At 70.4% G+C, this 11,873-nt stretch carries 11 protein-coding genes; 5 read left to right on the top strand and 6 right to left on the bottom strand.

Annotation, left to right across the window (positions count from 1 at the left end; genetic code table 11):
* Positions 1 to 37 precede the first annotated feature (37 nt).
* Entirely contained in the window at positions 38 to 1,606 is a 1,569-nt protein-coding gene (locus SSP08S_RS22570; protein WP_019069904.1) for an MGH1-like glycoside hydrolase domain-containing protein, read from the top strand.
* 70 nt (positions 1,607 to 1,676) lie between these two features.
* Positions 1,677 to 2,612 (top strand): hydroxymethylbilane synthase, encoded by a 936-nt coding sequence (hemC, locus tag SSP08S_RS22565; protein ID WP_019069903.1) that lies wholly within the window; start codon positions 1,677 to 1,679, stop codon positions 2,610 to 2,612.
* A 12-nt stretch (positions 2,613 to 2,624) separates the two neighbouring features.
* Here the strand turns inward: hemC and SSP08S_RS22560 are convergent, their stop codons facing one another.
* The 4 genes from SSP08S_RS22560 to SSP08S_RS22545 all read right to left on the bottom strand — a co-directional run bounded on the left by SSP08S_RS22560 (position 2,625) and on the right by SSP08S_RS22545 (position 5,462).
* Entirely contained in the window at positions 2,625 to 3,140 is a 516-nt protein-coding gene (locus SSP08S_RS22560) for a hypothetical protein (protein WP_019069902.1), read from the bottom strand.
* 189 nt (positions 3,141 to 3,329) lie between these two features.
* Positions 3,330 to 4,190 carry an ABC transporter permease gene (locus SSP08S_RS22555; RefSeq protein ID WP_019069901.1) on the bottom strand — a complete coding sequence of 287 codons (861 nt, stop codon included), beginning with the start codon at positions 4,188 to 4,190 and terminating at the stop codon, positions 3,330 to 3,332.
* Positions 4,150 to 5,010 carry an ATP-binding cassette domain-containing protein gene (locus SSP08S_RS22550; protein ID WP_019069900.1) on the bottom strand — a complete coding sequence of 287 codons (861 nt, stop codon included), beginning with the start codon at positions 5,008 to 5,010 and terminating at the stop codon, positions 4,150 to 4,152. The genes SSP08S_RS22555 and SSP08S_RS22550 overlap by 41 nt, the downstream gene beginning before the upstream one ends.
* A complete protein-coding gene (locus SSP08S_RS22545) occupies positions 5,007 to 5,462 on the bottom strand; it encodes a MarR family winged helix-turn-helix transcriptional regulator (protein ID WP_019069899.1) in 456 nt (151 codons plus the stop codon). Before SSP08S_RS22545 ends, SSP08S_RS22550 begins: the two co-directional genes overlap by 4 nt.
* A gap of 144 nt (positions 5,463 to 5,606) precedes the next feature.
* Between SSP08S_RS22545 and SSP08S_RS22540 the strand changes: the two genes are divergently transcribed.
* On the top strand, positions 5,607 to 6,410 hold the full coding sequence (locus SSP08S_RS22540; RefSeq protein ID WP_019069898.1) for a VOC family protein: 804 nt from the start codon (positions 5,607 to 5,609) through the stop codon (positions 6,408 to 6,410).
* Between the two features lie 129 nt (positions 6,411 to 6,539).
* On the opposite strand, the gene glgX is transcribed toward SSP08S_RS22540, so the two are convergent.
* Positions 6,540 to 8,675: a glycogen debranching protein GlgX gene (gene glgX / locus SSP08S_RS22535; RefSeq protein WP_078532490.1), complete on the bottom strand. Its 2,136-nt coding sequence runs from the start codon at positions 8,673 to 8,675 to the stop codon at positions 6,540 to 6,542.
* Positions 8,672 to 9,175 (bottom strand): hypothetical protein, encoded by a 504-nt coding sequence (locus tag SSP08S_RS22530; protein WP_019069896.1) that lies wholly within the window; start codon positions 9,173 to 9,175, stop codon positions 8,672 to 8,674. The genes glgX and SSP08S_RS22530 overlap by 4 nt, the downstream gene beginning before the upstream one ends.
* Before the next feature lie 298 nt (positions 9,176 to 9,473).
* Here SSP08S_RS22530 and SSP08S_RS22525 point away from each other — a divergent pair, with 298 nt between their 5' ends.
* Together SSP08S_RS22525 and SSP08S_RS22520 are read left to right on the top strand one after the other, a co-directional pair.
* The gene (locus SSP08S_RS22525) at positions 9,474 to 9,788 is read left to right on the top strand and encodes a DUF5133 domain-containing protein (RefSeq protein ID WP_019069895.1); all 315 of its coding nucleotides are present in this window, start codon (positions 9,474 to 9,476) and stop codon (positions 9,786 to 9,788) included.
* Positions 9,789 to 9,861: 73 nt separating this feature from the next.
* Positions 9,862 to 11,853: an alpha-1,4-glucan--maltose-1-phosphate maltosyltransferase gene (locus SSP08S_RS22520; protein WP_019069894.1), complete on the top strand. Its 1,992-nt coding sequence runs from the start codon at positions 9,862 to 9,864 to the stop codon at positions 11,851 to 11,853.
* Positions 11,854 to 11,873 lie beyond the last annotated feature (20 nt).

The following is an 11,873-nucleotide window of genomic DNA, read 5'->3' as shown; positions in this document are numbered from 1 at the left end:
GGACCATCTCGACCCCGGGAGCCCGAGAGGACGGAACGTGGCAGCTGAACGCAGGGTCTCGCGGCGGGCTCTCCTGATCGCGCTGGGCATCGCCGGAGCGACGGCCATCCCCGCGGGTGCGCAGGGCCCGGCCCCCGGGAACGGATACACCATGCCCACCCTCGCCTTCGACGACCCGGCCACCCAGCGCAGGCTCGGTGACCTGTACTCGTCCGCGCTCAGGTCCGTGTCCGGCGCCAACGCCATCGGCGCGGACCGCTCCGTGTACGACAAGGCCGACCTGCTCAGCTATCCGCCCGGCACGATCGTCCGGGCGGGCGGCGGCTATCCCGCACCCCAGCGCTGGACGCGGGACGCGGCCGTCAACGCGTGGAGCGGGGTCAGCCTGCTCGCGCCGGAGGTCGCCCGCAACACCCTGTGGTCCGTGGTCGACCGCACGCGGGACGGGCTCGTCGTCCAGCAGGACAACCAGTGGTGGGACCAGATCGTGTGGATCCTGGCCGCCCACCACCACTATCTGGTCACCGGCGACCGCGACTTCCTCACCCGGGCCCACGACACGTCCGCACGCACCCTCGCGGCCCGCCGGACCCAGCACCTCAACCCGACGTTCGGCCTCTTCGAGGGCCCGGGCTTCATGAACGACGGCATCTCCGGCTACCCCAGCCCACCCGCCTCGAAGTCCGTCCACTCGTCCTTCGTCCTGGACCACCCGCACGCCAACAAGCTGATGTGCCTGTCGACCAACTGCCTCTACTACGGCGCCCATCTCGCCCTCGCCGCCATGTCCGAGGCCCTCGGCCGCCCCGTACAGGCCGCCTCGCTGCGCTCGGACGCGGAGCGGCTGCGCACGGCGATCGACCGGCACCTGTGGCGCCCGGACGCCGGCACCTACGGCTACCTCGTCCACAGCGAGGGCCCCCTCGCCGGACATCTCGACACCTCGCAGGAGGGCGCGGGACTGGCCCTCGCCGTCCTCCTCGGCGTCGCCGACACCGAACGCGCCGGCCGGATCCTCGACTCCACGCACTGGCAGCCGTACGGCATCGTCAACGTCTGGCCGCACTTCCCGCGCTTCGACGACCGGCGTCCGGGGCGGCACAACGTGATGGTGTGGCCGATGGTCCACGGGCTGTACGGCCACGCCGCGGCCGACGCGGGCCGCACCGGACCGTTCGCCCTCGCCGTCGACACCCTCGCCGGTCTGGTCACCACGAGCGGCGGCTTCTACGAGCTGTACAACTCGGTGACCGGTGCCGTGGACGGCGGCTGGCAGGGCGGCGCAAGCGGGCACGCGCACCACTTCGTGTCCCAACCCGACCAGACCTGGTCGGCGACCGCGTATCTGCGGCTGATCCACGACGGTCTGTTCGGCCTGACGTTCACGGACGGCTCGCTACGGCTGCGCCCGTGTCTGCCCCCGGCCTGGGGCGCCGTGAGTCTGCGCGGGCTGCGGTACCGGGGCACGACCCTCGACATCACGCTGAGCGGCGGCGGGAGCCGGGTGGAGTCGTGCACGGTCGACGGGCGGCCGGGGGAACCGGTCGTAGCCGCGGACGGGACCGGCCACCGCACCCTGCGTGTGGTCCTCACCGACACGGTGTGACGCGTATGTCACTCCCGCCGGGTGCGGGGTCCGGTCCACGGCGGGGTGCCGGAAGGTCTATCGTGTCGGCATGTCCGTGCCCGAACTGATCCGAATCGTCTCCCGCGACTCGCCCATGGCGCTGGCCCAAGTGGAGCGTGTCCGCGCCGAGTTGGCCATCCTTCATCCGCAGGTGCGCACCGAGGTCGTGCCGGTGAAGACGACCGGCGACAAGTGGATGGGGAACCTGTCCGCCGTCGAGGGCAAGGGGGCGTTCACCAAGGAGGTGGACGCCGCGCTGCTCGCGGGTGAGGCGGATCTCGCGGTGCACTGCATGAAGGACGTGCCCGCCGACCGCCCGCTGCCCGCCGGCACGACGTTCGCCGCGTTCCTGAAGCGGGACGACATCCGCGACGCCCTGATCCACCCGGGCGGGCTGACCCTCGACGAGTTGCCCGCCGGTACCCGCGTCGGCACCTCCTCGGTCCGCCGGGTCGCACAACTCGCCGCCACGCACCCGGAGTTGCAGTGCGTGCCGTTCCGCGGCAACGTCAACCGGCGGCTGGAGAAGCTCGCGGCGGGCGAGGCGGACGCGCTGCTGGTCGCGATGTCGGGCCTGGAGCGCATCGACCGGCTGGACGCGGCCACCGAGGTGCTGTCCGCCGAGGCGATGATGCCGCCGATCGGCGCGGGCATCCTCGCCCTGCAGTGCCGTGAGGGCGACACCAACGTCATCGACACGATCAGCGGGCTCGGTCACCCCGAGACGCATCGTGAGGCGACGGCGGAGCGCATGTTCCTGCACGTCCTCCAGGGGCACTGCAACAGTCCGATCGCCGGGTACGCCCAGGTCGACCGGAGCGGTGAACTGTCGCTGCGCGCCTGTGTGTTCACCCCGGACGGCAAGACCCGGCTCAACGCGCACGAGTGGGCGGGCCGGCTGGACCCGGCGACGCTCGGCACGTCGGTGGCGGTGGCGCTGCTGCGGCAGGGCGCCCGCGAGATCATCGACGGCATCCCGCACTGACGCCCGAAAGGTTCAGGGGGTGCCGGGTTCCGCCTGGTCGCGGAGGAACTTGCTCACCTGGTGCGCCAGGCCGTCCCGCCCGGCACCGGCCGCGACGGCCTCCTCGCACAGCCCGATGCCGCCCGCCCACAGGCGCCGCTCGGTCCACTCCTCCTCGACCCGCAGCTGCACCTGTACGTCGACCTGGGTCAGGGAGGCCTCCGGGCCGGCGGCGTACAGGACGGCGGTGGCGCGGCGCAGCGGATAGACGTCGAAGCCCTCGATGAACTGCGAGCTGCGCCAGTCGATGAAGGCGCTCTCGCCGTCCGGGCCGACCCTGATGTCGATCTGCCCGTCCTCCAGGTGGATGCCGAGATGCCGGGCGCCGCGGTTCTCGACGGTGACACGGAGAGTGAAGTACGTCAGCCCTTCGGCGGCGTCGTCGCGTCCGCGCGGCGGCTCGGCTGCCGCCAGGCTGTGGACGCGGACACGCAGACCGGCATGTTCGTCGTACTCGTGCCAGTCCCCGACCACGTTCGGCTCGTACACAATGCACCCTCTCGACCTCAGAGAGCTGCTTCCTATCTGTGTGCTCAGCGCACTGTCAAATGAGCAGAATGCGCTGTGGCCAGCGTTTTCGCCCGCTTGATCACTGATCAAGCCGTGCGCAGCAGGAATCCGGTTTCCGGCCACCGAACCGTGGCCGGGGGCGTGCCGCACATCACGTCCCCGGCAAGATCAGCGGGCCAGCCGTCCGAGCAGGGAGGAGGCGGCCGCGATGCCCAGTGCGGCGGCCACCAGCAGGACGGCGAAGTCGGTGCCGACATGGGACGGGGTGCCGAGCAGCAGCCCGCGCAGCGCGTCCACTTCGTAGCTGAGCGGGTTCGCCTTGCTCACCGCCTGCAGCCAACCGGGCATGATCGCCACCGGGTAGAGGGCGTTGGAGCCGAAGAACAGCGGCATGGTGATCGCCTGTCCGAAACCCATCAGCCGGTCCCTGCTGAGCACGATGCCGGCGATGGTCATCGAGAGACAGGAGAAGAAGGCGGAGCCGAGGATCACGATCGCCCCGACGCCGATCAGCTTCAGCGGGTTCCAGGTCAGCGCGACTCCGAGGATCGCGGCGATGACGACCACGACGACGGCCTGGATCAGTGACTTCACTCCGGCCGCGAAGGCCTTGCCGGTGATCAGCGCCGAGCGCGGGGTGGGGGTGACGAGGAGCTTGTTGAGGATGCCGGCGTCGCGTTCCCAGATGATCTGGATGCCGTAGAAGATGGCGATGAACATCGCGGACTGGGCGATGATGCCCGGGGCGAGGTAGTCGATGTAGGCAATGCCCCCGGTGGGGATCGCCTTGATGCGGGTGAAGGTCTGGCCGAAGATCAGCAGCCAGAGGGCCGGTTGGACGGCCCGGGTGTACAACTCGGTGCGGTCGTGCCGGAGTTTCTGGAGTTCGACCGCGCACATCGCGATGACGCGGGCGGGCAACAGGCGCCAGCCGGACCGGGGTTGGGGCGGGGTGAGCAGCAGGTTCAGGTCGTACTCGGGGGCGGGGTCAGCCGACGCGGTTCGCGGTGCGGCGGGTGCTTCGGACATCGCGGAAACCTCCTGACTGGTCTTCGAGACCGCTGCCGGCGATGTCCCGGAAGACGTCCTCGAGGGTGGGCAGCGGATCGGTGGCGGGCGCTCCGTCGGCGCGGCGGCGTTCGCCGAGGCCCTCACGGAGCTGGACCGGGGTGCCCAGGGCGCGGATGCGGCCGCGGTGCATCAGGCCGACGCGGTCGCAGTACTGGTCGGCCTCGTCCATGTAGTGGGTGGTGACCAGGACGGTCATGCCGGTGGCCTCGCGCACGGCGTTGATGTGCTCCCACACACTCGTGCGGGCGATCGGGTCGAGGCCGATGGTGGGCTCGTCGAGGATGAGCAGCCGGGGTGCACTGACCAGCGCCTGCGCGAGTTCGAGGCGGCGGACCATACCGCCGGAGTAGGTGTTGGCGAGCCGGTCGGCGGCATCGGTGAGGTCGACGGCCCGCAGCGCCTGGGCGACGCGGGCGGCGCGTTCTCTGCGCGGGACGTCGAAGACGCGGGCGAAGAGAGCGACGTTCTCACGGCCGGTGAGCCCGCTGTCGGCGGACAGCTGCTGCGGGACGTAGCCGAGCATACGGCGCACCGACATCTGTTCCTTGGCCGTGTCGTGGCCGAAGACGTGCACCATGCCCGCCGGGACCGGGAGCAGGGTGGTGATACAGCGGATGGCCGTGGTCTTTCCGGCGCCGTTGGGGCCGAGCAGTCCGAAGACCTCACCCTCCCCCACGGACAGGTCGAGCCCGTCCACCGCGGTGGTCTCGCCGAAGGAATAGGCGAGCCGGGTGCAGCTGACGGCTGCGGACCGCTCGGCGGCGGTGTCCTGCGTCATGAGTCCTCGGCCTCCTCGTGCAGATTGACGGCCAACTGGTGCAGGGCCGGGATCGCCGCACGCAGCGCGTCCCGGTCCGCCTGGTCGAGACGGTCGACCTGCGCCCGTACGAGGGCCGCGCGCCGTGCGTGCCAGTCGCCGAGGCGGGTCTTGGCCGTCTCGGTGAGCTGGAGGCGGGCGGCGCGCCGGTCGGCGGGGTCCGTCTCGCGGATCATGAAGCCGTCCCGGACGAGCTGGTTGACGAGCGTCGACACCGAGTTGCTCGCGAGGAACAGCTCCTTGGCCGCCTCCGAGATGCCGATGCCGGGCCGGACCTCGACCAGGCGCAGCAGCTCCACCTCGGCGCCGCGCAGTCGCGGCATGGTCATCTCGCTCCGCAGTCGCCTGCGGATCAGCCGCTGGACCCCGACGAGCGCGTCGGCCAGCTCTTCCGGGAATTTCTCCGTCTCCACTCCCGGAGATTACCTCTTTAGCAGAGGTAACTAACCCAAAAGGATGGTCAAGACACCCGCTCGGGAGGCAGCGGGACCGATTCCGGTTGGACACTGAGAGGGAGACCGGTGGCCGCCGGTCCAGGAGATCGGAACGCGACTGCCATGAACCACGACAGGAATCCGTCCCCCGGTGAGCCGGACGCCGTCTCCACCCGTTCGATGTTCGGCGCCCCCTGCTGGGTGAGTCTCACGAGCCGCGACGTGGAGACCACCGAGGCGTTCTACGAGGCCGTGTTCGGCTGGAAGTGGCGCTCGGCGCGGCTCGGCGACCAGTTCCGGATCGCCACGGCGAACGACATTCCGGTGGCCGGCCTGGGCGCGGTGGCCTCGATGTGGCAGATCCCGGTGGCCTGGACGCCGTATTTCGCTGTGCCCGACGCGGATGTGGCCGCGGCCCGGGTCCGCGAGCGCGGCGCCACGGTCGCCGTGGGCCCGCTCTCCTTCCCGCCCGGCCGCGCAGCGCTGCTCGGTGACCGGGACGGCGCGACCTTCGGCATCTGGGAGGGCGACCTCATGGGCGGCTGGGAGACCTGGCGCCGCTCGGCCCCGGCCTTCGTCCGCCTGCACACCCGGGACGCCTTCGACGCGGCGATCTTCTACGGCGAGGTCCTCGACTGGGCGTCGGCGGACCCGGCGAGCTGCGAGGTCCGTTACGAGGGCGGCGAGGTCGTCCTGCGCAGCGGCGGCAACGTCGTGGCGCGGATCGAGTCGGGCGCGCTGGAGGCGGCTCCGGACCCGACCGTCCGCCCGCACTGGCAGGTCCACTTCGCGGTCTCGGACATCCGGTCCTGCGCCCGGGTCGCGGCGTCGCACGGCGGGAGCATCCTGCGGGAGAACGCCCACGAGGCCGTACTGCGCGACCCGGACGGCGCCCAGTTCACGGTGACCTCGCGCGGCGCCCCCTGAGACTCAGCGCCGGGTGGGCCCCGCGGCGTCCGGTCAGTGCTCCGGGGGTCTCCCGGCCGAAGGCTGGAGGAGTGCCGGGCGTCGCGGGGCTGGGGGCAACTTCGCGGACACGGCCCGGCCGCCTGACCCTCAGCGCCGGGCGGGTCTCGACAGCAGTACGAGACTCCGGGCCTCGACCACCATCTCCGTGTCGGCCTTGTGTTCCGTCTCGTCCGGGGTCCCCTGGGGCTCGGCGGTGTCGATCAGGGTCGTCCAGCGCTCGCCGTAGGTGACGTTGGGGAGACGGAAGTCGACGGGCTCCCAGTAGCTGTTCAGCAGGAGCAGGAAGGAGTCGTCGACGACGGGTCCGCCGTGCGGATCGCGTTCGGCGATGGCGTCGCCGTTGAGGAAGACACCCACCGAGTGCGCGTCGGAGCGCTGCCAGTCCCGGTCGGTCATCTCGCGGGCGTCGGGCAGCAGCCACACCAGGTCGGGCAGCGGCTGTCCGGGGTGCACGGCGGTCTCGCCGCGGAAGAACCGGCGCCGGCGCAGCACCGGATGGGCGGCGCGCAATCCGATGACATATCGCGTGAACGCGGCGAGTTCACGCTGCTCGTCGGTCAACTCCCAGTCGATCCAGGAGACTTCGTTGTCCTGGCAGTAGGCGTTGTTGTTGCCGCGCTGGCTGCGACCGAGTTCGTCGCCATGGCTCAGCATGGGGATGCCCTGCGAAAGGATCAGCGTGGCAAGGAAGTTGCGCTGCTGGCGGGCGCGCAGCTCCAGCACGCCGGGGGCGTCCGTCTCCCCCTCCACCCCGCAGTTCCAGGACCGGTTGCTGCTCTCGCCGTCCCGATTCCCTTCCCCGTTGGCCTCGTTGTGCTTGTCGTTGTACGAGACCAGGTCGCGCAGGGTGAACCCGTCGTGCGCGGTGACGAAGTTGACGCTGGCTCGCGGTCGGCGCCGGCTGTGCTGGTACAGGTCGGAGGAGCCGGTGAGCCGGGAAGCGAACTCGCCGAGCGTGTGCTCGCCACCCCGCCAGAAGTCCCGTACGGCGTCCCGGTACTTGCCGTTCCACTCCGACCACAGCGGCGGGAAGTTGCCCACCTGGTAGCCGCCCTCCCCCACGTCCCACGGCTCGGCGATGAGCTTGACGCGGCTGATCACCGGGTCCTGCTGGATCAGGTCGAAGAAGGCCGACAGCCGGTCGACCTCGTGGAACTGCCGGGCCAGCGTGGCCGCGAGGTCGAAGCGGAAGCCGTCGACGTGCATCTCGGTGACCCAGTGGCGGAGCGAGTCCATGATGAGCTGGAGGACGTACGGGTGCCGCATCAGCAGGCTGTTCCCGGTGCCCGTCGTGTCGTAGTAGTGGCCCCAATCACCGTCCACCAGGCGGTAGTAGGAGGCGTTGTCGATGCCCCGGAAGGAGAGGGTGGGGCCCTTCTCGTTGCCCTCGGCGGTGTGGTTGTAGACGACGTCGAGGATCACCTCGAGCCCGGCGGCGTGCAGCGCCTTGACCATGGACTTGAACTCGGTGACCTGCTGCCCGCGTTCGCGGTGCGCGGCATACGCGTTGTGGGGCGCGAAGTAGCCGATCGTGTTGTAGCCCCAGTAGTTGGACAGTCCGCGGTCCTGGAGCACTCCGTCCTGCACGAACTGGTGCACCGGCATCAGCTCGACGGCGGTCACCCCGAGCGAGACGAGATGGTCGACGACGGCCGGGTGCGCGAGCCCCGCGTAGGTGCCCCGGAGTTCTTCCGGGACCTCCGGGTGGGTGCGGGTCAGCCCCTTCACGTGGGCCTCGTAGATCACGGTGTCGGCGTACGAGCGCCGGGGCGGGCGGTCGTCGCCCCAGTCGAAGGACGGGTCGGTGACCACCCCGAGCATGCCGTGCCCGGCGCTGTCGCCGGGGGCGGGGCCCGCCGAACGCTCGTACAGCGAGGGGTCGTTGTCGATCTGGCCGTCCACCGCTCGGGCGTACGGGTCGAGGAGCAGCTTCGCGGGATTGCAGCGGTGTCCGGCGGCCGGAGCCCACGGGCCGTGCACCCGGTAGCCGTAGCGCTGCCCGGGACCGATGTCCGGCAGGTAGCAGTGCCACACGAAGCCGTCGGCCTCGGTCAGCCGGATGTTCCGGTGGCTGCCGTCGTCCTCGACGAGGACGAGGTCGACGCGTTCGGCGACCTCGCTGAACAGTGCGAAGTTGGTGCCCTTCCCGTCGTAGGAGGCACCCAATGGATAGGGGTGCCCGCTCCACACGGACACCCCTTTCCGGCGCGGGCTCGCGGTCACCGGGCGTCCTCCAGGACGCCGTGCGTCGGACGGGCCGGCAGCGCGGCCGGTACCTCGCGGGGAAGGTCCAGCATCTCCCGCAGGCGCGGCGCGGGTGTCCTCGGGACGCGCGGGACGCGTTCGCCGCTGGGGGCGCGCTGCGAGAACCAGATGACCTTGCTTCCGGTGTCGGTGGCGCAGCAGCCCCAGCCGTCGCTCATCGCGGCGATCCGGGCGAGGCAGGCGCGCAGATCCTGGTCCGGGCGCAGATCGCGGTCGTTGTCGCCGATCGCGGTGATCAGGTGCTGACCGTTCCACCAGAGCTCGATCGACGTGTCCTTGTCCGTGGCGTGCTCGTCGATGGCCCGCAGCAGCAGCTCGGCGCCGCGGCAGACGGGTTTCACGAGAATCTCCAGGTCCCAGAGGCGGAGATGGGCGGCCAGGATGCGTCCGACCTGCCCGACCCGTTCCGGACTGACTTCCACGTCGAGGTGGTAGTAGCAGGGCACTGCGGTCTTCATCTTCGTTGGCTCCCTACCGGCGAAGCTCGCGCTTCCCCTCGCCCTGCGGGGCCGGGGCCCCGAACACGAAGCGTGAGCACTGATCGCTTCTGAGTCATCTCCAGAGTGCGAGCGCTAGGCCATTCGTGCAACACGAGCGGCCCATGAGGTAGTTGAAGATCCAACAAGACGCTTGGTCATCACCTGTGCACCATGAGTGAAAGCCTCGACTGCCGTGCCGGAGCCATGCCGCTCCGCGCACGGCCGCCACCCGACGGTCGGGAAACGCGGTCCGCCGAGGCGGAAGGTGAACAGCGCCATGCTGCTACCCGCCAAGGCCGAGGTGGCCCGCCAACTGCGGCGCTACCGGGCGTGGGAACGCGTGATGCTCGCGTCGCCGGGCGACCGGACGGTACGGGCCACCTTCGAGGACTCGGGCTACACCCTGTGCGTGCTGATGGGGAAGCGCTGCGCGCGCGAGGCCGCGGAAGCCGCCGAACGCTATCTGCGCAGCAGCGTGGGCTCGTACCTCCAGGAGCAGAACGGACGCCCCCAGGCGACGGCCGTCGTACACCGCGGGCCGCCCGTCACCGCCGCCGTCACCGTCGACCGGCGTTCCCCGGCCGGAAGGTAGTCCCCTTTCCGGCGCAGCTTGGCCCCCCCACCGGGTGAACAGCCCGGCCACGAGCACGGCGGAGGTGAGACCCATGAACGCGACCCCGGCACCGATCGGCCGCATTCCGGTACGCGACGTACGCCCGGCCGTGGACAGCGGCGCGCGCCCGGCGAAGGCGGTCGTCGGTGAGACGTTCGAGGTCACCGCCACCGTGTTCCGCGAGGGCCACGACACGATCGGCGCGAACGTCGTCCTCTACGACCCCGACGGCCACCCCGGACCTTGGACCCCGATGCGCGAACTCGCCCCCGGCAGCGACCGCTGGGGTACCGAGGTCACTCCGGACGCGACGGGCCGCTGGTCCTACGTCGTCGAGGCCTGGGGCGATCCCATCGCCACCTGGCGTCGGGCGGCCCGCATCAAGATCCATGCCGGCATCGACGTCGGCCTGATGCTGGAGGAGGGCGCGGAACTGCACGCGCGTGCGGCCACGGGAGTGCCCGAGGGACCGGCGCGCGCTGCGGTGCTGGCCGCCGCGGAGACTCTCCGCGACGACTCACTCCCGGTGGGGACGCGATTCGTCGCGGCGCTGACGCCGGAGGTCGAGGGGGCGCTGGAACGGTATCCGCTGCGGGAGTTGGTGACGGCTTCGGAGCCGCGCGCGTTGCTGGTGGAGCGGGAGCGGGCGCTCTACGGCTCCTGGTACGAGTTCTTCCCGCGCTCCGAGGGCACGGCTGCCGAGCCGCACGGCACGTTCCGTACGGCGGCGAAACGGCTCGCGGGGATCGCTGCGATGGGCTTCGACGTCGTCTATCTGCCGCCGATCCATCCCATCGGGACGACCTTCCGCAAGGGGCCGAACAATTCGTTGTCCGCCGGGCCCGAGGACGTCGGCGTGCCCTGGGCGATCGGCTCCCCGGAGGGCGGGCACGACGCGATCCACCCCCGGCTGGGGACGCTGGAGGACTTCGACGCGTTCGTCGCGCGGGCGACCGAGCTGGGCCTGGAGATCGCGCTCGACTTCGCGCTCCAGTGCTCGCCGGACCACCCGTGGGTGGACAAGCACCCGGAGTGGTTCCACCACCGCCCCGACGGCACCATCGCCTACGCGGAGAACCCGCCGAAGAAGTACCAGGACATCTACCCGATCGCCTTCGACCGGGACATGGACGGCCTGATCGCGGAGACGCTGCGGGTGCTGCGGCACTGGATGGACCACGGGGTACGGATCTTCCGCGTCGACAACCCGCACACCAAGCCGGTGGTGTTCTGGGAGCGGGTCATCGCCGACATCAACGCCACCGACCCGGACGTGATCTTCCTGGCCGAGGCGTTCACCCGCCCCGCGATGATGGCCACCCTCGCCCAGGTCGGCTTCCAACAGTCGTACACCTACTTCACCTGGCGCAACACCAAACAGGAACTCACCGAATATCTGAGTGAGTTGTCGGGCGAGGCGGCCGCCTACATGCGGCCCAACTTCTTCGTGAACACCCCCGACATCCTCCACGAGTTCCTCCAGCACGGCGGCCGGCCCGCCTTCGAACTCCGGGCCGTACTCGCCGCGACGCTCTCCCCCACCTGGGGTGTCTACAGCGGCTACGAACTGTGCGAGAACGCCGCTCTCCGGCCGGGCAGCGAGGAGTATCTCGACTCGGAGAAGTACCAACTCCGCGCCCGCGACTGGGAGTCCGCGGAACGGGAAGGCCGTAGCATCGCTCCCCTCATCGCGTCGCTCAACGCGATCCGGCGTCGCCACCCGTCGCTGCGCCGGCTCAGGAATCTCCGCTTCCACCGGACGGACAACGACGCTCTGATCGCGTACAGCAAGACCACCGGCGTGGACACGGTTCTGGTGGTCGTCAACCTCGATCCGCACCACACCCAGGAGGCCACGGTCTCGTTGGACATGCCGCAACTCGGCCTGGAATCGCACGAATCCATGTCGGTGCACGACGAACTGACGGGTGAGTCCTATCAGTGGGGCAGGACCAACTATGTGCGTCTGGAACCCGGCCGGGCTCCCGCGCACGTGTTCCACGTCCGGCGGTCCACACAGAGCGGAGGGTCAAGAGCTTCATGACTGTCAACGAACCGGTCCAC

The sequence above is a fragment of the Streptomyces hokutonensis genome (genome assembly GCF_000376565.1).
Classification (GTDB): domain Bacteria; phylum Actinomycetota; class Actinomycetes; order Streptomycetales; family Streptomycetaceae; genus Streptomyces; species Streptomyces hokutonensis.
Note: the sequence above shows the minus strand (reverse complement) of the source record. Positions and strands in the feature narration are given on the sequence as shown.